Source organism: Streptomyces sp. BJ20 (assembly GCF_022869105.1).
In the GTDB taxonomy this organism is placed as follows: Bacteria; Actinomycetota; Actinomycetes; order Streptomycetales; family Streptomycetaceae; genus Streptomyces; species Streptomyces griseoincarnatus.
In genome coordinates this window covers 511,453-531,149 of sequence record NZ_CP094918.1, presented here as the reverse complement: position 1 = coordinate 531,149, position 19,697 = coordinate 511,453, and the positions used below count along the sequence as shown (strand labels likewise).

Below are 19,697 nucleotides of genomic sequence, written 5' to 3'. Positions count from 1 at the left end.
AATACACACAGGGGGGAGGGCCCGCCATGGGCGAACCGGACCTGACGGTCGATTACGACTTCCTTTCAGACTGTGAGCGCAAGCTCGGCCAACTCAAGAAGACTTTCGAAGACATCGAAAACCGCCGCGACGACATGAAGGAGCACTGGGGGGCCCGTGGCATTGCCGAGGCCATGGAGGACTTCGTCGACAACTGGGACGACTACCGCACCAGACTCGTCGAGTCTCTCGAATCCGTGGGCAAACTCGTAGCAGGCAGCAAGAAGGCGTTCGAGGATCTCGACGGAGAGCTGACCAAAGCGAACGAGAAGAAAAATAAGAAGTGACAGCGACATCAAAGCGCCGCCCGGTGGACTGGCAGCCGCTCTGCGAGTCGGATCCCGTGCCCGGCGACCCCGATGAGATCCGCGCCGAGGTCAAGCACATGATCTCGGTGGCCAAGAAGCTCCGGGCCCAGGCCAAGAATTTGAAGGCGATCAGCGACGACGACACGCTCAAGGGCAAGTATGTCGAGACCTTGCGTGATGAGTCCTCCACGCTGGAGAAACACATGCGGGACGTGGCCAGCCGCTACGAGCGTGTGCACGGCCACCTCACTAAGTGGTCCGACAAATTGGAGGTATTTCAGGCCGACGCCGACAAGGTGTTGCACCGGGCCAAGCAAAGGCAAGAAGAGTTCGAGTCGGAGAAAGCCAAGAAGTCCAGCTCGGGTGACGGAAACACTTCGCCAGCCTCACCCAGCGGCGAGGACCATCCCTACGAGGACCACCTTGAATCGTATCGAAAACAACTGAACACAATCATCGGCGACCGGGACGCCGACGCGAACCATTATGCAGGTAAGATCCGCGCCGAGATCGACGACATTATCGAGGACTCGTGGTGGGATGACATCAAGGGCTGGGTCCACGACAACGCGGACCTGATCAAAGCTTTCATCGATGTCCTTGGTTGGGTAGCGACGTTCGCAGGTTTCCTGGCGCTCGCCATCCCCGGCTTGAATCTCCTCGTCCTGGGTATCGCAGGCCTTACGATCTTGCTCAGACTCGCCCTGGTGGCGTCCGGCGACGCCACCTGGACGGATGTCATCTTCGACGTTGTGGGTGGACTGCTTGTAGTGGGAGGTCTCGGGGCCGCTGCGAAGCTCGCCAGCGGCGCCAAGGCCACCGTGAACGCCGCTCAGGCAGCCCGCACCACCGGCCTGAGTAAAGGCCTCAGAGGCGTCAAGGGCATCATGGATGACATGGGACGACTGATGTCCAAAATGCCGGAAGGGTCAGGTCGTCAGGTAATTGGTGCGGCACGCAATGACATACGCAAGTCCATCTCCCAGAACGTGGGCCTTGTGTTCAAGAAGCCTTTGAGTGTCAGTCCGCTGTCGACCCTGCTACATCTCGGCGACAAAGAAATGGCCGGCATGGCCAAAATGCTACAGGCGAACAAAGCGGCCTTTCCGGAAGCCGCTGCGGCCGCAGCGGACAAGGCATACAAGTCCTACCAGTTGGGTCTCGGCATCGCGTGGACCGGCATGGGGATGGACGTCATGGACAAGACGCTGGGCAAGAGCGACCTGACGAGCTGGACGCACGAGAAACGCGGAACAGGTGAAAAACCCTACAACGAAGCATATTCCGATTGGAAGGACAACACTCTGAAGCCCGCCCCCGACACTCACTGGTGAGGATTGACCATGGATCTGCACTCAGCGCAACGCATTACCCAGGCCGAAGCCGCCCGCACGGGACTGGGGACCGGCCCCAACCGGCGACTCAGGCTCACCCTGCTCATCGGGATGCCGATGGTATTCCTGGTGTTCGGGATTATGATCCTCGTGCCGAAATCCCTGAGAGACGAATTGCTTCACGTCTATGAAGCCGGGATCATCGGCTGCCTCCTCCACTATGCGTGGGTCTTCGTGAAGTACCCCCGGCACACCGGCCGTCCGCCCTACCTCACCCGAGATCTCGCCATGGGCGGTGGATTCTATCTGCCCTCCTTGATGCTCGGCTTCTGGCCGGGCATGATCGCCGCCCCGGCCTGGGCACTGTTCGTAGGTATCACGTATGTCGTGGAAGTGACGCGGAGGCGAAATGACCACCGTTGAGCACCGTCGCTCCCCGAACGGCTTCAACCTGGTGCCGCCACCCGGCTGGGACGTGATTCCGCTGCGGACAGGCACCAGGGAAGCTATGGACCGCATCGTTCGCAAGGCCGTCGCGCAATTGCCCTCCGGCTTCCCCAAGGACGACATCCCTAAGGCCCGGCTGAAACTCACCCAGGAGATGAAAAAGGTGGTCCGCCGAGCCAGCGCCAAGGGGGGAATGACCCTCTACCTCCCCACCGAACCCCTTCACGGCGTCGTGCTGCCCGTCTCGATCGTGGCGTCCGAGCCGATCGAGATTCCGCGGGTCAGGCCCAGCAGCGGCCCGGAAGCGGTACTTGCCGCGCTCGCCGGCGTTACCTCCGGTGCTGAGACGCGGGAGCTCGACGGCATCGCGGCCCTACGCTCGGAGCGAGAGGTACCCGCCGACGCAGACAAGGGCATCGACGCCGCCCACCGCCGGGTCGAGTACTTCGTCCCGGTCCCGGACAGCACCCCCGACCAATATCTGACCTTCTCCTTCAGTGCCTTGATCGCGCCCGGCTCGGATCCCGCGTTCTACGACACTCTCGTGGAGTTGTTCGACGCGGTAATGGGAACCTTCCGCTGGGCCTACGCTTGACGGCGCCCCCGCTGACCACGCGCCCCCAAGTCCCCCCGACGAAAGAGACCTGCCATGTCCGAAGGCACCCTGTGGAGCGCCGACCTCGGTGAGCTTCACGTCGACACAGATGCCAACAAGGGCCTTTGGGGCTACCTCTGGCTCCAGATGGACAAGAAGACCTTCAAAAAATGGCTGGACGCAACGCTGGAGGACCTGGCCGCCGCACACAACGTTGAACTCACCCGTAAACTCCGCCGTTTCCACAAAATATTCTACGAGCAGACGATCGTCACGCTTCGAGACAAGGTCCAGGCCGACGAGGCGTTCATCTACCACCCCGTTCCGCTGACGTACATGCCCCTGGTGATGCACGCCACCCGCATCCACTGCGAGGCCCATGACGCGTCCTCCTGCGAGGGAATCACCGCGGCAACGGTGCCGCACCCGGACATCCCCGAGTGGCAGCAGCGAACCGGCAGCATTCCGTTCGCCTCGCCGCACCTGGGCGAGAACGGGGTTCGGGTCACCCGTTCCTACCCCGCGGACAGCACCATCATGATGACCTCGGTGACATACCACTGGCACACAGCGCCCGGCCTCCCCGACGTCCTGCTCCGCGGGCACCACGACGATCCGGAAGTGGTGGCCGCCGCGATGGAGCCATTGGACGAGTTCGCACGGACGCTCCGGCTCCCCATGACGGCTCCATGACCGGCACCACCGAGGGCGATGCCAAGCGGTGAGCTGGTCCTGGCCCGGACACGGTGCCCGCACGCCAGGCAGTACGCGGTCCGGGAATGGTTCCTCGACCACGTCTGAGGCAAGGAATCGGCGACTCAGCTGTGGGGTACCTCCTCGATCACCGTTTCGCTGAAGCGCCACGCCCCCCGGTTGCCGGCCGCCTCCGCGCGCAGTCCCTCCTCCCAAGCGATCCGGGCGGCCCGGGCGTGGGTCAGAGCGGGATAGTCCCCCGGAGAGACCGTGATGTAGCCGCGCCGGTCGGCGGAATGCGCACGCAACGTCTCCCGCAGCTTCTCCTCCTGCTCCCTCCGCAAGCGCGCTTGTCCGACGACCTCGGCCGTCTCCCGCTCGGTCACGGAGCCCCGCCAAGCCATCCACACCACCGAGCCGATCGCGGCGAGCGCGAACCCCGCGGCGCCGAGGACTTCCCCGGTGGCGTCGGCCTGCCCCGGGGTCTGCGGCCGGAGGTCCGCCTCCGGGTCCTCGATGACGGTCACCGTCTGCCCGACGTCGTAGAGGTCCGACGTCGTCCGCATCTCGGGCCCGGGGACCCGCGTACCGTCCTCGTGTTCCAACGTGTAGTTCCAGTTACGGCCCTCGCGCCCCTCCGGCGGGTCGAGCCGCTCACCCACGACCGTGGCGACCACCGTCTCCCCGCGCTGCTGCAAGGTGAGGTCCTCTCGGGCCATGCCCGCGACACCCACCGCCAGCGACGACACGATCACGATGAAGAGGGCTGCATACGAACTGGACTCGCGTGCCCCGAACTTCCTGAGCCCCAGGAACAGCAGCGTCCCATGGGCCACCCACAACGCGACCTGCACCGCGAGGCCGGCGTCGTCCGCCAGGACGAACATCCCGGCGATGACGGCAAGCACGTAGCAGCCGGTGCCTACCGCCCAACCGACCCGACGGCCCATTGGCCCACCTCTCCCCTCGCGCCGCACGTCGGTCGCTTGCAGCGTTCCTCAGGACTCCACCGTCAGTGCGATACCGCCGGACGACCTCTTCCATCTCTTCGGTCAGCTCGGGCACCGAACAGGACGCCGGCAGCATCACGGCCTGCGAACAGGTCGGCCGGACGCCATGCGTGACAGTCTCCAGCAGACCGCCGGCAACCCTGCCGAAGGATCTGTCGATCGCCAGGTGCTGACGAATGCGACAGCCTGGCCGACCGGCAGTTCCCTGCGGGTGACCTTGGGCCTCGAAGCGAACTCAGTACACGCTCGCCCCAGTGAACAGCAGCATGGACAGCTTCCTCAGCTCGCCCGGCAACACGCCCCCGCTGGGTGTGTCACGGCACGGAACGGTGGGACGGGACGTTCCAGCTCGCCCGCCCCACCGCCCTGTAACCGCACCCAGCGGCCGGAAGTTACTTCCGCGCCGCCTTCGCCAGCTCGTCGTCGATCTGCTCGAACTTGTCCGCCGCCATGGTGAGGTAGTCACCCATGCCGTCGAGGCCGTCCAGCGTGGTCTTCGCGCCGTTGGTGAACTCGTCGAAGTTCTCGTCGAAGGCCTTCGAGGAACTCTTCGTCACGTAACCCGAGTTGACGAGGTTGTTGATGTACTTGCGGAGGCCGTCCAGCTTCTCCTGAAGCTTTTCCTTCTCCTTCACGACATGCTTGGCAGCTTCCCGCATGTCCTGATATGTGATGTCAAGGTCTTTGGCCATGAAGCCGCTCCCTCTCGCAACGCCGCAGGGCCAACCCCCGTGGCTCCCTCGTTTGCGGAACTACCGGCCTGCCGTCGCGGCCCCTGCGGCTCAGGGGCCTCCGGGGCCCGCCGGTGTGATCGTCCGCTCTTGCGGCAGAAGCTTACGGGGGTGAACTGCGCCGCCACATCCCCACCTTGTGAAGGCAACGGTCACAAGCTGTGGACTCCGTTGCTGCCGGGAACGCGGGGCCGCTCCCCGACTGCCTCACGGGCGGGCCGAGCCGATATCGTCGGCGGGACTGTGCACCGCGGGGTGGAAGCGGCCGCAGGGCCTGGGGAGGACAAGCGTGCGCCTGACTCTGACCGTCGTCGATCCGTACGGCGGGGACTCCGCCGATGTCGTACTCGATGCCGATTTCGAGTCGACCGTGGGGGACGTCGCGCGTGAGCTGGCCGCGCAGGTCGGGCACGCCGGCGCCCAGGTCATCCCCATCGGACACCAAGGGCAGACGCCTGCCGGGAACGCGCCGATGGTGTACGTCGACGGGTACGCCGTCGACCCCTCCGCGACCGTCGTCGGCTCTCCCCTGCGCGACGGCGCCGTCGTGTCCCTCCAGGACCCCTCCGGTTGTCTGCCGGGCGAGCCCACCGGCCTCGTCGAGCTGCGCGTCGTCGGCGGGCCCGCCGCCGGCTTCGTGCACCGGCTCGGCGTCGGACGCTACGACATCGGCAGCGGCAACGCCTCGTACGTCCGCGTCGACGACCCCGAGGTCGAGGCCCGCGCGCTGACCCTTTCCGTCGCCACCGACGGGACCTGCCAGGTCGTCGTGCACGGCGAGCACGACTCCGTCACCCTCGACGGCGAGCCCGTCGCCGACGCCCAGGAGCGCCGGGACGAGGAGAAGCGCCGCGCCGAAGCCGGTGACGGCGAAGCCGACGGCTCCTCCAAGAAGAAGCGCAGGAAAAAGAAGAAGAAAAAGAAGAAGGAGGACGGCGGCAGGCAGGGGCCCACGCGGGGCGGTCGGTTCGACTGGCCGCTCGGCGGGCAGATCGCCGTCGGGAACAGTCTTCTCGAACTCGCCCGCTATTCCCCTCCCAACGCCGCCCTCAAGTGGTCGGACGACGGCGTCGGACTCGACTACAACCGGCCGCCCCGGCTGCGCCGGCCCGAGCGGCAGACCAGCTTCCGGCTGCCCTCCAAGCCGCGTGACTACGAGGCCCGCCCCCTGCCCTGGATCATGGCGCTGACGCCGCTGGTCGGGTCGGTCGTCATGGTGGCGATCTTCCAGCGCTGGTACTACCTGATCATGGCGGCGCTCAGCCCGATCCTCCTCTTCGCCAACTACTTCAACGACAAGAAGCACGGCCGCAAGTCCCACACGAAGCAGGTCAAGGAGTACGAGGAGCAGAAGGCCCGGATCGAGAAGGACGCCCAGGAGGCGCTCGTCGCCGAGCGCGACGACCGGCGGCACGCCATCCCCGACCCGGCGTCCGTGCTGGCCATGGGCACCGGGCCGCGCACCCGGCTGTGGGAGCGGCGCCGTACCGACCGCGACCATCTGCTGCTGCGGTTCGGCACGGGGCAGATGCCGTCCGAGGTGGTGCTCGACGACCCCGAGCAGGACGACCACCGGCGCCAGGTCACCTGGAAGATCGAGGACGCCCCGGTCGCGCTGAACCTGCGCGGGCTCGGCGTCATCGGCGTGGCCGGCCCCGGCGACTCGGCGCGCGCGCTGGGACGGTGGGCCGTCGGGCAGACCGCCGCGCTGCACAGCCCGATGGACGTGCAGTTCTACGTGCTGAGTGAGAACTCCGCGCAGGATGCCTGGGACTGGGTGCGCTGGCTGCCGCACGCCCGCCCCTCCGGCGGTCAGGACGTGAACGTCCTCATAGGCACCGACGCGGAGACGGTCGGTGCCCGCATCGGCGAACTGACGCAGATCCTCGACGCCCGCAAGAAGGCCGCCGAGCAGAACCGCTCCCAGGGCACGACGTTCAGCGACCCGGACATCGTGGTCGTGTGGGACGGCTCGCGGCGGCTGCGGTCGCTGCCCGGTGTGGTGCGGCTGCTGCGCGAGGGCCCCTCGGTGTCGATGTACGCGATCTGCCTGGACGCCGAGGAACGGTTCCTGCCCGGCGAGTGCCAGGCGTTCGTCGTCGCGGAGCCGCACGCCGAGGAGCAGGAGCGACAGCAGACGGACCGCGCGGCGCAGCCGGCCGTGGCGGGCGGTTTCCCCTCCTTCCAGGCGTGGCACAGCAACGCCCCGGAGCACGGCCGCGGCGCCCAGCAGGCGCCGGACAAGCTGCGGCTGCGCGTGGAGGAGGCAGGCGCCGAGCGCATCAAGGACGTACGGCCGGACTTCGTGTCGCCCGCCTGGTGTCTGCGGCTGGCGCGTTCCCTGTCGCCGCTGCGGGACATCAGCGGGGAGACCGAGGACTCGGCGCTGCCCGGGTCCAGCCGCCTCCTGGACGTGCTGCAGCTGGAGCCGCCGACGAGCGACGCGATCACGGCGCGGTGGCGGATGGGCGGACAGTCGACGCTCGCGGTGATCGGCGAGTCGTACGACGGGCCGTTCGGTATCGACATGCGCAAGGACGGCCCGCACGGCCTGATCGCCGGTACGACCGGTTCCGGCAAGTCGGAGCTGCTCCAGACGATCGTGGCGGCGCTGGCGGTCGCCAACACCCCCGAGAACATGACGTTCGTGCTCGTCGACTACAAGGGCGGCTCGGCGTTCAAGGACTGCGTCAAACTCCCGCACACCGTCGGCATGGTGACCGACCTCGACGCGCATCTCGTGGAGCGCGCGCTGGAGTCGCTGGGTGCGGAGCTGAAGCGGCGCGAGCACATCCTGGCCGCCGCCGACGCAAAGGACATCGAGGACTACCAGGACCTGGTGCGCCGCGACCCGTCGCACCCGCCGGTGCCGCGGCTGCTCATCGTGATCGACGAGTTCGCCTCGATGGTGCGCGACCTGCCGGACTTCGTCACCGGTCTGGTGAACATCGCCCAGCGAGGCCGGTCCCTCGGCATCCACCTGCTGCTCGCCACGCAGCGGCCGAGCGGTGTCGTCTCCCCCGAGATCCGCGCCAACACCAACCTGCGTATCGCGTTGCGTGTGACGGACGCCGGTGAGTCGACGGACGTCATCGACTCGCCCGAGGCCGGTCACATCTCCAAGAGCACTCCCGGCCGCGCCTACGCCCGGCTGGGGCACGCCTCGCTGGTGCCGTTCCAGTCGGGCCGCGTCGGCGGGCGGCGGCCCGGCGCCGCGGACCCGGCCGCGCTCGCACCGTGGGTGGGGCCGCTCACCTGGGAGGACCTGGGCCGGGCGGCGCTCACCAAGCCGAAGTCCGAGGCGCGTGAGGACGAGGAGATCACCGATCTGAAGGTGCTGGTCGACGCGGTGCGCGACGCCAACGCCGCGCTCGGCATCCCCGCGCAGCACAGCCCGTGGCTGCCCGCGCTGGACGAGACGCTGCTGCTGGACGACATCGAGGTGCCGTCGTACGCGCCCGCGCCGGGCACACTGCCGCCGGCGCCGTTCGGTGTCGAGGACCTGCCGTCCGACCAGGCCCGCCGTCCGGTCGTCGTCGACTTCTCCTCGTTCGGCCATCTGATGATCGGCGGCGCCCCCCGCAGCGGCCGGTCGCAGGTGCTGCGCACCCTCGCGGGCTCCCTGGCCCGCACCCACTCCGTGGCGGACGTGCATCTGTACGGCATCGACTGCGGCAACGGCGCCCTCAACGCGCTGACCCGGCTCCCGCACTGCGGCGCGGTCGTCGGCCGTAACCAGACCGAGCGGGTGGTCCGGCTCGTCAACCGGCTCAAGGGCGAACTCTCCCGCCGTCAGGACTTGTTGGCGGACGCCGGCTTCGCGGACATCGGCGAGCAGCGGGCGGCGTCCGCCGAGGACGAGCGGCTGCCGCACATCGTGGTGCTGCTGGACCGCTGGGAGGGCTGGGTGCCCACGCTCGGCGAGATCGACCACGGTTCGCTGACCGACGAGCTGCAGACGATGATGCGGGAGGGCGCGAGCGTCGGCATCCACCTGGTGCTGACGGGCGACCGGACGCTGCTGGTGGGCCGGATCGCGAGCCTCACCGAGGACAAGTACGGTCTGCGGCTCGCCGACCGCAGCGACTTCTCCTCGCTGGGCATCCCCACCCGCAAGGTGCCGGAGGAGATCCCGCCGGGCCGCGCCTTCCGCAACGAGTCCGGCACGGAGACGCAGTTCGCGCTGCTGGCCGAGGACACCACGGGTCAGGGGCAGGCGGCCGCACTCACCGCGATCGGCGAGGCGGCGGCCGCCCGTGACGCCGAAGTACCGCGTGCGCGACGGCCGTTCCGGGTGGACAGCCTGCCGAGCCGGATCTCCTTCCCCGAGGCGTGGGAGATGCGCGACCCGGGCGTGTCGCGGTCGAAGCTGTTCGGTCTGGCCGGCATCGGCGGCGACGAGATCGTCGGCTTCGGCCCCGATCTCGCCGACGGCGTACCGGCGTTCGTGATCGCGGGTCCGGCGAAGTCGGGCCGCTCGACGGTGCTGATGAACTTCGCCCAGTCGTTCCTCACGCAGGGGACGCGGCTGGTGATCGCCGCTCCCCGCCAGTCGCCGCTGAGGCAGCTGGACGGCACGGAGGGCGTGCTGAAGGTCTTCACCGGCGACGACATCGACGAGGACGAGTTCGAGGAGCTCGTCGACGAGGCGTCCCTGGAGGAGCCGATCGCCGTACTCGTCGACGACGGCGAGATCCTCGAGGACTGCGACGCCGAGAGCCAGCTGAAGAAGCTGGTCTCGCGCGGCGCGGAGCGTGGCCTCGCCCTCGTCATCGCCGGTGACGAGGAGGACGTGTGCAGCGGCTTCTCCGGCTGGCAGGTCGACGCGAAGAAGGCCCGGCGGGGCATCCTGCTCTCCCCGCAGGAGTCCTCCAGCGGAGACCTCATCGGCGTCCGGCTGTCCCGGGGAATGGTCGGCGGCCAGATCGCCCCGGGCAAGGGCATGCTGCACCTCGGCGACGGCGAGCTGCGCACGGTCGTCGTCCCGGGGTGAGCGACTCCCGCGCGTGACCAGGAGGCCCGGCTACTTGATCTTCGAGAGCCGGGCCTTCGGCCGTCCCGAGTCCTTGCTGTCCGACTCGTAGACCAGGTCGTCGCCGACCGGGGTGAGCAGGACGGTGTGGCGGGCCTGGTTGCACACGTCGCGGTTGGTGGGCGCGCCCACGGACGTCGTGACGATACGCCGGGCGGTGACCTCCTTGAGGGTCAGCACGTCGTCGCAGACGCCGCCGAAGATGTCCGTGTGCCGCAGGGTGCCGACCCGCTCGCCGACCCGCGCCTCCCTGAGGGTGACGCGGAACGTGCCGAGCGGGATGGTGATGCTCTCGCGGGAGCTGGCCTGCCCCTCCCACGTGCCGACGTAGGCGGCGGGCACGGTGGCGGAGGACGCGGAGGCGGAAGGTGAGGGCCGTGCGCCGCTCGGGCCCTGGTCGGCTCCCGCGCCCCCCGGGGAGCCCGGCAGCAGGTCGAACACGAACGCCGAGCCGACGGTCACCGCGGCCAGCGCGCCCGCCACCGCCAGGGCCACCGTGCAGCTGACCCGCCGGCCCCGTCCTCCGGTGCCGGGCGTCGAGGCCGCGGAGACGGAGAGGGACAGCCGGCCCGGCGCGGAGCCGCCCCCGTTCCCCGGTTCCGTCGGCGGATGCGGCGCGGACGCCCCGGTGGCGTCCCGGGGTGCCGGTACGGCCGTGCCGACCGGCTCACCGCCCGGCGACGGCATGACGGGCGGCGGCCCGAACCCACCGCCGACCGCCCCGGAAGGGCCCGCAGCGGTGGCCGACGGTCCGGAGGCGGGCCCGAACCCACCGCCACCGCCGACCGCCCCGGACGGGCCCGGACCGGTGCCCGGCGGTGCGGAGACGGGCGCGAACCCGTCCGCCGACGGCCCGGAGGACGCGGGGCCGGTCCCCACAGCCCCGGCGGGCCCCCACCCCGGCCGTCCGCCCCGGTTCGTCCCCTCCCCCACCGAGGGGCTGCTGAAGCCCACCGGTCCCGAGGCCGCGCCGCCCGCCGGTCCTCCTCCGGTCGTCTCCAGGTTCAGCAGGTTCACCGCGGCGCGGCTCACCTGTTCCACCAGGGCGCCCGGCAGCCAGCCGCCCGACACCAGGCGGGCGGCGCCGCCCTCGGGGGCGAGGCGGCCGGTGATGCCGGCCGGGGACGGGCGGGCGGAGGGGTCCTTGTCGAGGCACGCCTCGGTCACCTCGCGCAGATCGCCGGTCAGCCCGTCGAGCTCGGGCGGCTCGTGCACCACGCGGTAGAGCAGCGCGGCCGAGGAGTCGCCAGGGAAGGGCGGCGCGCCGGTCGCCGCGTACGCGAGGACCGCGCCGAGGGAGAAGACGTCCGCCGCACCGGTCACGCCCTTGCCGAGGATCTGCTCGGGCGACATGTAGCCGGGGGAGCCGATCGACACGCCGGTCGAGGTCAGGGACGCCGTACTTTCCCCGGACTTCGTCCGGGAGGTGCCCCCGATGGCGCGCGCGATACCGAAGTCGATCAGCAGGGGCCCGTCGAGGGTGAGGAGCACGTTGGACGGCTTCACGTCCCGGTGCACCAGGCCCAGCCCGTGCACCGCCGCCAGCGCCTCGGCGAGGCCCGCGCCCAGCGTGCGCACGGTGTGTTCGGGCAGGGGGCCCAGCTCGGTGACGGCGGCCGTGAGGGAGGGGCCGGCCGCGTAGGCGGTGGCGACCCAGGGGACGCGGGCGTCGGGGTCGGCGTCCAGCACGGGCGCCGTCCAGGCGCCGCCGACCCGGCGGGCCGCGTCGACCTCGCGCCGGAACCTGGCGCGGAACTCCTCGTCGAGCGCGAAGTGGGGGTGCACGATCTTCACCGCGACCGTCCGGCCTCCCGCGCTGCGGCCCAGGTAGACCCGGCCCATGCCGCCCGAACCGAGCCGGCCGAGCAGCCGGTACGGCCCCACGACCGTGGGTTCGTCCGTGTCGAGCGGCCGCATGGCGCCACCCCTCCCCCGTCGCACCGGTACGCCGTTGCCATCCAGCAGCGTAGTGGCCGGACCGGGCGGGGCGCCGGGCTTCGTGCGGCCGTCCGGCCCGCCCCCGTGCGCTACGGCGTCAGCAGGTCCACCTTCACGTCCGGGGCGAACCCCGTCGTCGGCCCCACCCTGCGGGCGAACTCCGCGACCGCCTCCAGCTGCGGGGCCCCGAAGCGGAAGTCGAGGGTGGTGAAGTACTGGGCCAGGGTCCGCTCGTCGAAGGCCTCCCAGCGGGCCGCCTGCTCGGCCACCTTGTCGACCTCTTCCAGGGAGAGGTTGCGGGAGGCGAGGAAGGCCTCGTGCACCTTGCGGGTGAGCACGGGCTCACGCTCCGCGTACTCCTTGCGGGCCGCCCAGACGGCGAAGACGAAGGGCAGGCCCGTCCACTGCTTCCACAGGGCGCCCAGGTCGTGCACCTCGAGGCCGAAGCGCGGGCCGTCGACCATGTTGGCGCGCAGGGCCGCGTCGCCGATCAGGACGGCCGCCTCCGCCTCCTGCATCATCAGGCTCAGGTCGGGCGGGCACGTGTAGTAGTCCGGCCGCACGCCGTACCGCTCGGCGAGGAGGAGCTGGGCGAGCCGTACGGAGGTGCGGGAGGTCGACCCGAGGGCGACCCGCGCCCCGTCCAGCCGGTCCAGCGGGACCTGCGAGACGATCACGCAGGACATCACCGGGCCGTCGCAGCCGACGGCGATGTCGGGGAAGGCGACGAGCTGGTCCGCGTGCTTGAGGTACTCGACCAGGGTGATGGGCCCGATGTCGAGGTCGCCCTGCACCAGCTGCTCGCTGAGCTTCTCGGGGGTGTCCTTCGTCAGCTCGAAGTCGAGGAGCGTGCCCGTTCTCGCAAGCCCCCAGTAGAGGGGCAGGCAGTTCAGGAACTGGATGTGGCCGACGCGCGGCCGGGTGCGAGGATTGTCCACATCGTGAGGCTAGACCTTGCGCCGGGCGGGACAGCGGTCGCCCCCACCGGTTCGAACGCACGCGCGTGACGAACGGGGCGTTGAAACATTCGGGTGACGTGATCTTGACCTCTATTGCGAACGGGCCGCCGCGTGCTAGGCTCATCGCAAGTTGCAGTTTGGTTTCCCTTGCAGTACAGAGCCTGCGGAGCATGTGACCGCGGGCTCTCGTCGTTCTCAGACGGATGCAGTTGTGCGGAATTGTCTTCACACTTGCTGGTTCTGGAGCAGGGCAACCCTTTGAGCCCAAGGAGGGCTTATGGCTACCGGAACCGTGAAGTGGTTCAACGCCGAAAAGGGCTTCGGATTCATCGCCCAGGAGGGCGGCGGCCCCGACGTCTTCGTCCACTACTCCGCGATCAACGCGACCGGCTTCCGGTCCCTCGAGGAGAACCAGCAGGTCACCTTCGACGTCACGCAGGGCCCGAAGGGCCCGCAGGCGGAGAACGTCACCCCGGCCTGACCCTGATCCTCCGATCCGGGAACGACTAGCAGTACCCAAGGAGCCCCACGCCGCGAGGCGAACGGGGCTCCTGCCTTTTCTCCGGGGCGGCCGGGGCGACCCACAGGAGCACCCGGAGAATTCCCGGTGAATTCCCTCCGAACGGCTCCCCCGCCCCGAACGGGATCATCCCGGCGATCGCCCCGGCCCCTGCCCGATTCCGGGCCGAATTCACCGACTCTCGGGCCCCCCGCGCGACCCCGCACGCCCCCCTCTCCTCTCAGACGTGCTGCATGATCAGCACGAATTTCGTGCCGGGCTCCAGCGCCTCATAGCGGTGCGGCACATCCCCGCGATACGCCATGTAGTCCCCCACGCCGAGTTCGACCTGCTCGCCCGTGGGACCCGCCGTCACCCGCCCCGCGCTCACCACGACGTGCTCCACCGTCCCCGGAATGTGCGGGTCCGAGTCGCGCACCGTCCCCGGCTCGAGATCCACCGCGTAGATGTCGCGCCGCGCCCCGGGCGGGCTCGCGGACAGCAGGGTGGCGACATAGCTGGACCGGTCCGAGCCCACGGACGGCCCCTCCCCCGCCCTGATCACCTGGACCATGGGCGCCGGCGGCTCCACCAGCGCGCTGAACGGCACCCCGAGCGCCACCGCCAGCGCCCACAGCGTCTCCATGCTCGGGTTGCCTCCGGCTGCCTCCAGCTGGGACAGCGTGGACTTGGCGATCCCGGCGCGTTTGGCCAGCTCCGAGAGGGAGAGGCCGGTGCGGGTGCGCTCGCGGCGCAGGGCCGCGGCGATCCAGTCGAGGGGCAGGCGGGACGGCGTGCCGTCGGTCATGTCGTTCGCTCCATCAGTCACTTCGTTCGGCTTGACGAACGCGGGGATGTCTGTTCATTGTAGAAAACATGCGTTCGGTACAGCGAACACCCTCACCCCGACACGGTCCGGCTCCGTCGGCCGTCGACGCCGGGCTGCTCCGGGACGTCTCCCTGGTGTGTCTCGCCGGAGGCGTCGTCGGCGTGTCGTTCGGGGCCATCGCGGTCGCCGGGGGCCTGCCCGTGTGGGTGCCTGTGGTGATGTCGCTGGTGGTGTACGCGGGCTCCGCCCAGTTCAGCGCGGTCGGCGTGCTCCTCGCGGGCGGCGGACCGGTCGCGGCGGCCGCCACGGGGCTGCTGCTCAACACCCGCACGGCCGCGTTCAGCCTGGCGGTCGCCGAGCACATCGGGCGGACGCGGCTCGCCCGTCTGGTCGGCGCCCATCTGGTGACCGACGAGACCGTGGCCTTCACCCTCGCCCAGCAGGACCCGGCCCGGCGCCGTGCCGCCTTCTGGGTCTCGGGCATCGGGCTGTTCACGGTGTGGAACGTGTGCGTGGCCGCGGGAGCGCTGGCCGGCGGCGCGCTGGGCGACACCGGCCGCTACGGCCTGGACGCGGCCTTCCCCGCCGTCCTGGTCGCCCTGGTGCTGCCCGCCCTGCGCGAGGACGCCGGTGTCCGTCGCGCAGCCCTCGCGGGGGCCGTGCTCGCCCTGGCGCTCACCCCGGCCGTGCCGGCGGGCGTGCCCGTGCTGGCCGCGCTCGCGGGTCTGGCACTGCACGGAGGCGTGCCCGGACGGCGGAAGGGGCCGCGGTCGTGAGCGGGACGGCCCTGATGGTGCTGGCGCTGGCGGTGGGGACGTACGCCTTCCGGCTGGTGGGGCCCGTGCTGCACGGGCGGGTGGAGCTGCCGGACCGGGTGCGGGTGCTGTTGTCGGCCGGGGCCGTGGTGCTGCTGGTGGCGCTGCTGGCGACGGGTGCGCTGACCGAGGGCGGGGAGTTCGCCGGGTGGGCGCGGCCCGCCGGGGTCGCCGTGGGCGGGGTACTGGCGTGGCGCCGGGCACCGTTCGTCGTGGTGGTGCTCGGCTCGGCGGCGGCGACGGCGGCGCTGCGGGGCGCCGGGGTGCCGTAGCCGCCCGGGGGCGCTGAGGGACTGTCAGTGGCCGCCGGTAGCGTCCCGCCCATGACCACGAGCCGACCCGCGCACGCCGACCAGCCGGAGCACGTCCGCGCCACCCGCGCCTTCTACGACGCGATCGCCGAGGACTACGCCGAGACGTTTCGGGACCTCCACGCCGCCTCGCCCCTGGACCGGGCCCTGCTGGCCGGGTTCGCCGAGCTGGTCGGCGAGGGCGCGCCGGTGGCCGACGTGGGATGCGGTCCCGGCCGTGTGACCGGCTTCCTCGCCTCGCGCGGTCTGGACGTCCACGGTGTGGACCTGTCGGAGTCGATGCTGGCGATCGCCCGCCGGGAGAACCCGGGGCTGCGCTTCGAGCAGGGCTCGATGTTCGCCCTGGACCTGTCCGACGGCTCCCTCGCCGGGCTCGTGTCCTGGTACTCCACGATCCACACCCCGCCGGAGGACCTGCCCGCCGTGTACGCCGAGTTCCGCCGGGTGCTGGCGCCCGGAGGCCATCTGCTGGTCGCCTTCCAGATGGGCGACGAGCCGCGGCGGCACGTGCGCCCCTGGGGCCACCCGGTCACCCTCGACTTCCGGCGGATGCGGCCGGAGCCGGTCGCGGAGCTGCTGGAGGAAGCCGGTTTCGCCCTGGTGCAGCGCACCGTCCGGGAGGCCGACACCCGGCAGGGCGAACCCACCCCTCAGGCGTTCCTGATCGCCCGCGTGCCCGGTGAGGAGCAGGCCTGACCGCCGGCTACCTCCTGTACAGCGCCTCCACGTCGTCCGCGAAGTCCCTGAGGATCGCCTCGCGGCGCAGCTTCATGGACGGCGTGAGATGGCCGGCCTCCTCGGTGAAGTCCACCGGGAGGACGGCGAAGCGCCGGATGGACTCCGGACGGGACAGCATCTTGTTGGCCTCGTCGAGGGCGCGCTGCAGGATCGTCCGCAGCTCCTCGTCGTCGACGAGGAGTTTCGCGGGGACGGGGTGCTTGCCGTTCATCCGGCGCCAGTGGGTGGTGCCGTCGAGGTCGAGGGTGATCAGGGCGGTCACGTAGGGCCGGTTGTCGCCGAGGATCATCACCTGGGAGATCAGGGGGTGGGAGCGGAGCCAGTTCTCCAGCGGGGCGGGGGCGACGCTCTTGCCGCCCGCGGTGATGATCAGCTCCTTCTTGCGGCCGGTGATGGTCAGGTAGCCCTCGTCGTCCAGCTCGCCGATGTCGCCGGTGGCGAACCAGCCGTCCCGGGTGGCGGGCACGACGCCGCCCGCCTGCGGGTCCCAGTAGCCGCGCAGCACGTGCTCGCCGGAGACCAGGACCTCGCCGTCCGCCGCGATCCGGATCTTCGTGCCGGGCAGGGGCCAGCCGACGGTGCCCAGGCGGGGCTTCAGCGGGGGTGTGACGGTCGAGGCGCCGGTGGTCTCGGTGAGGCCGTAACCCTCGAAGATCTCGATGCCGGTCCCGGCGAAGAAGGCGGCGAGGCTGCGGCCCAGGGGGGAGCCGCCGCAGATGGCGTAGCGGACCCTGCCGCCCATGGCGTTGCGGATTTTTCGGTAGACCAGCGGGTCGTAGAAGGCGCGGGCCGTCCTCAGGGAGCGGGAGGGGCCGTTGCCGGCGCCGGCCTGCCGGGCCTCCAGGGCCTCGCCGTAGCGGCGGGCCACCGCGGCCGCGCGGTCGAAGGTCGACTGCCGGCCGCTCGACTCGGCCTTGGCGCGGGCGGTGTTGAACACCTTCTCCAGCATGTACGGGATGGTGAGCAGGCAGGTGGGCCGGAAGCTCGCCAGGTCGGGCAGCAGGTCCTCGGCGGCCAGGCTGGGCGCGTGGCCGAGGCGCACCCGGGCGCGCACGCAGGCCACGGCGACCATGCGGCCGAAGACGTGGGACATGGGGAGGAAGAGCAGGACGGACGCCTCGTCGTCCGTGCGGTCCCGGAAGACGGGGTAGAGCAGCTCGATGGCGTTGTCCACCTCGGCGAAGAAGTTGCCGTGGGTGAGGGCGCAGCCCTTGGGGCGGCCGGTGGTGCCGGAGGTGTACACGAGGGTGGCGAGGGTGTCGGGGCCGAGCATGCCCCGGCGCACCTCGATCTCGTGGTCGGGTATGTGCGCGCCGGCGTCCGTGAGGGCGTCGACGTGTCCCTTCTCCATGACCCACACGTGCCGCAGATCGGGCAGGTGCGGCAGCTCCGGGCCCATGGCGGCGGCCTGGCCGGCGGTCTCGGTGATCAGGGCGACGGCGCCGGAGTCCTGGAGGATCCAGCGGGCCTGGTAGGCGGACGAGGTCGGGTAGACGGGGACGGTGACCAGGCCGGCGGCCCAGGCGGCGAAGTCGAGGACGGTCCACTCGTAGACGGTGCGGGCCATGATCGCGACGCGGTCGCCCGGCGCCAGGCCTTCGGCGACGAGGCCCTTCGCGGCGGCGAGGACCTCGGCGGCGAACCGCTCCGCGGTGACGTCGCGCCAGGAGCCGTCCCCGGTCTTCCGGCTGAGGACGACGTCGCCGGGCGCGACGCTCGCGTTCTCGAACGGCAGGTCGGCGAGGGACCCGTGCCGCACCGGCTGCGCGAACGGCGGGACCGACGCCTCGCGGACGGCCCCGTCCAGCCGGCGGGTGGCCGGCGGGACGAGGACGGGCGCCCCGTGGACGTCGGCGTCGAGAGCGGTGTCGTGGTGAGGAGTGGACACGGGCGGCTCCTGGGGCGTGCAGGCGAACTGCGGGGTGCCATGACGTACGTGCCTCGCACGCCGAGGCGCTCACCGGGGCGTCCGCAGCTCGGGACGCCACCGGTCGGTGCGGGGATCGTACGGCTCCGGCGTGAGGGGTTCGTGCCGGTTCCGGGGTGGAGCGGGATCAAGCGTGTGCAATGTCGGGGGTTACGTGAGGGTCACTCAGGTCCGGCCCGGCAGAGGGCCGGAGCCGCGCCGCTCAGGGCCGTTCCAGGACGGCCGTGACGCCCTGGCCGCCGGCGGCGCAGATCGAGATCAGACCGCGGCCGGGGGCGTCCCGCTCGGCGAGCAGCTTGGCGAGGGTCGCCACGATGCGGGCGCCGGTGGCGGCGAAGGGGTGACCGGTGGCGAGCGAGGAGCCGGCCACGTTCAGCCGGGCCCGGTCGACGGGCGGCAGGCCGCGCTTCTCCCAGGCCGCCAGGGTGGCGAGCACCTGGGAGGCGAACGCCTCGTGCACCTCGACCAGGTCGAAGTCGTCCAGGCCGAGACCCGCCCGCTCCAGCATCCGCGGGACCGCGTACGCCGGCGCCATCAGCAGGCCGTCCTCGCCGTCGGCGACGTCGCCGTGCACGAAGTCGACGGCGGCGGTCTCGTACGCGGTGAGGTACGCGAGAGGTTCGAGGCCGCGCTCCTCGGCCCACTCCTCGCTCGCCAGCAGCACGACGGCGGCGCCGTCGGTGAGGGGGGTGGAGTTGCCCGCCGTCATGGTGGGTTCGGGCCCGTCGACGCCGAACACCGGCTTGAGCGTGGCGAGTTTCTCCACCGTCGAACCGGGGCGCAGGTTCTGGTCGCGTGCCAGGCCGCGGAAGGGCACCACCAGGTCCTGGAAGAAGCCCCGTTCGTAGGCGGCGGCGAGCCGCTGGTGGCTGGTGGCGGCGAGTTCGTCCTGGGCCTCGCGGGTGACACCCCATGCGCGGGCGGTGACGGCGGCGTGCTCGCCCATGGAAAGACCGGTGCGCGGCTCGGCGTTGCGCGGGACGTCGGGGACGAGGTGGCCGGGGCGCACCTTGGCGAGCGCCTTGAGCCGGGCGCCGAGGGACGTGGCGCGGCGCGCCTCGAGGAGCAGCTTGCGCAGGTCGTCGTTGACGCCGAGGGGCGCGTCGCTCGCGGTGTCGGAGCCGCCGGCGACCGCGGCCTCGGTCTGGCCGAGGGCGATCTTGTTGGCGGCGGCGACGACCGCCTGGAGTCCGGTGCCGCAGGCCTGCTGGATGTCGTAGGCGGGGGTGCGCGCGTCGAGGCGGGAGCCGAGGACGGTCTCCCGGGCGAGGTTGAAGTCGCGGCTGTGCTTGAGGACCGCGCCGGCCACGAACTCGCCCACCGCGCCCGGCCGTTCGAGTCCGTACCGGTCGACGAGGCCGTCCAGGGCGGCGGTGAGCATCTCCTGGTTGGAGGCGGTGGCGTAGGGCCCGTCGGAGCGGGCGAACGGGACGCGGCTGCCGCCGATGACCGCGACGCGCCGCACGGCGGCCGGCTCCAGGGTGCTCATCTC

Annotated in this window: 17 protein-coding genes; 10 read left to right on the top strand and 7 right to left on the bottom strand. The window is 70.8% G+C overall.

What is annotated here, in order from left to right; translation table 11 throughout:
• Positions 1-26: 26 nt before the first annotated feature.
• From MTR79_RS02520 to MTR79_RS02500, 5 genes are read left to right on the top strand one after another with little or no spacing between them, the layout of a single operon-like run.
• Complete coding sequence (locus MTR79_RS02520) at positions 27-326, top strand: hypothetical protein (RefSeq protein ID WP_048459619.1); 300 nt, start codon at positions 27-29, stop codon at positions 324-326.
• The gene (locus tag MTR79_RS02515; RefSeq protein ID WP_244789006.1) at positions 323-1,681 is read left to right on the top strand and encodes a hypothetical protein; all 1,359 of its coding nucleotides are present in this window, start codon (positions 323-325) and stop codon (positions 1,679-1,681) included. The genes MTR79_RS02520 and MTR79_RS02515 overlap by 4 nt, the downstream gene beginning before the upstream one ends.
• 9 nt (positions 1,682-1,690) lie before the next feature.
• The gene (locus MTR79_RS02510; RefSeq protein WP_244789004.1) at positions 1,691-2,104 is read left to right on the top strand and encodes a hypothetical protein; all 414 of its coding nucleotides are present in this window, start codon (positions 1,691-1,693) and stop codon (positions 2,102-2,104) included.
• Positions 2,091-2,723 carry a hypothetical protein gene (locus tag MTR79_RS02505; RefSeq protein WP_244789002.1) on the top strand — a complete coding sequence of 211 codons (633 nt, stop codon included), beginning with the start codon at positions 2,091-2,093 and terminating at the stop codon, positions 2,721-2,723. The genes MTR79_RS02510 and MTR79_RS02505 overlap by 14 nt, the downstream gene beginning before the upstream one ends.
• A gap of 54 nt (positions 2,724-2,777) precedes the next feature.
• Complete coding sequence (locus MTR79_RS02500) at positions 2,778-3,416, top strand: hypothetical protein (protein WP_244789000.1); 639 nt, start codon at positions 2,778-2,780, stop codon at positions 3,414-3,416.
• 125 nt (positions 3,417-3,541) lie between these two features.
• Here MTR79_RS02500 and MTR79_RS02495 read toward each other — a convergent pair whose 3' ends face one another.
• Complete coding sequence (locus MTR79_RS02495) at positions 3,542-4,366, bottom strand: hypothetical protein (RefSeq protein ID WP_244788998.1); 825 nt, start codon at positions 4,364-4,366, stop codon at positions 3,542-3,544.
• Between the two features lie 452 nt (positions 4,367-4,818).
• Entirely contained in the window at positions 4,819-5,118 is a 300-nt protein-coding gene (locus MTR79_RS02490) for a WXG100 family type VII secretion target (RefSeq protein ID WP_006133193.1), read from the bottom strand.
• A gap of 328 nt (positions 5,119-5,446) precedes the next feature.
• Here MTR79_RS02490 and MTR79_RS02485 point away from each other — a divergent pair, with 328 nt between their 5' ends.
• Positions 5,447-10,150, top strand: coding sequence for an FtsK/SpoIIIE domain-containing protein (locus MTR79_RS02485; RefSeq protein ID WP_244788996.1), 4,704 nt, complete (start codon positions 5,447-5,449; stop codon positions 10,148-10,150).
• A 30-nt stretch (positions 10,151-10,180) separates the two neighbouring features.
• Here MTR79_RS02485 and MTR79_RS02480 read toward each other — a convergent pair whose 3' ends face one another.
• Both MTR79_RS02480 and MTR79_RS02475 read right to left on the bottom strand, forming a co-directional pair.
• Complete coding sequence (locus MTR79_RS02480; protein WP_244788994.1) at positions 10,181-12,106, bottom strand: serine/threonine-protein kinase; 1,926 nt, start codon at positions 12,104-12,106, stop codon at positions 10,181-10,183.
• A 110-nt stretch (positions 12,107-12,216) separates the two neighbouring features.
• Positions 12,217-13,065: a menaquinone biosynthesis protein gene (locus MTR79_RS02475; RefSeq protein WP_086702163.1), complete on the bottom strand. Its 849-nt coding sequence runs from the start codon at positions 13,063-13,065 to the stop codon at positions 12,217-12,219.
• A 298-nt stretch (positions 13,066-13,363) separates the two neighbouring features.
• On the opposite strand from MTR79_RS02475, the gene MTR79_RS02470 reads away from it, so the two are divergent.
• Complete coding sequence (locus MTR79_RS02470) at positions 13,364-13,567, top strand: cold-shock protein (protein WP_006133199.1); 204 nt, start codon at positions 13,364-13,366, stop codon at positions 13,565-13,567.
• Positions 13,568-13,826: 259 nt separating this feature from the next.
• On the opposite strand, the gene MTR79_RS02465 is transcribed toward MTR79_RS02470, so the two are convergent.
• The gene (locus MTR79_RS02465) at positions 13,827-14,393 is read right to left on the bottom strand and encodes an XRE family transcriptional regulator (protein ID WP_189365514.1); all 567 of its coding nucleotides are present in this window, start codon (positions 14,391-14,393) and stop codon (positions 13,827-13,829) included.
• Between the two features lie 68 nt (positions 14,394-14,461).
• On the opposite strand from MTR79_RS02465, the gene MTR79_RS02460 reads away from it, so the two are divergent.
• From MTR79_RS02460 to MTR79_RS02450, 3 genes are read left to right on the top strand one after another with little or no spacing between them, the layout of a single operon-like run.
• Positions 14,462-15,190: an AzlC family ABC transporter permease gene (locus tag MTR79_RS02460; protein WP_244788992.1), complete on the top strand. Its 729-nt coding sequence runs from the start codon at positions 14,462-14,464 to the stop codon at positions 15,188-15,190.
• On the top strand, positions 15,187-15,501 hold the full coding sequence (locus MTR79_RS02455) for an AzlD domain-containing protein (protein ID WP_244788990.1): 315 nt from the start codon (positions 15,187-15,189) through the stop codon (positions 15,499-15,501). Before MTR79_RS02460 ends, MTR79_RS02455 begins: the two co-directional genes overlap by 4 nt.
• 51 nt (positions 15,502-15,552) lie before the next feature.
• The gene (locus MTR79_RS02450) at positions 15,553-16,236 is read left to right on the top strand and encodes a class I SAM-dependent methyltransferase (protein WP_244788988.1); all 684 of its coding nucleotides are present in this window, start codon (positions 15,553-15,555) and stop codon (positions 16,234-16,236) included.
• 7 nt (positions 16,237-16,243) lie between these two features.
• On the opposite strand, the gene MTR79_RS02445 is transcribed toward MTR79_RS02450, so the two are convergent.
• Both MTR79_RS02445 and MTR79_RS02440 read right to left on the bottom strand, forming a co-directional pair.
• A complete protein-coding gene (locus MTR79_RS02445) occupies positions 16,244-18,166 on the bottom strand; it encodes an AMP-dependent synthetase/ligase (RefSeq protein WP_086701616.1) in 1,923 nt (640 codons plus the stop codon).
• A gap of 241 nt (positions 18,167-18,407) precedes the next feature.
• Positions 18,408-19,694, bottom strand: a complete 1,287-nt coding sequence (locus MTR79_RS02440; RefSeq protein ID WP_048459605.1) for an acetyl-CoA C-acetyltransferase — start codon at positions 19,692-19,694, stop codon at positions 18,408-18,410.
• Between the last annotated feature and the right edge of the window lie 3 nt (positions 19,695-19,697).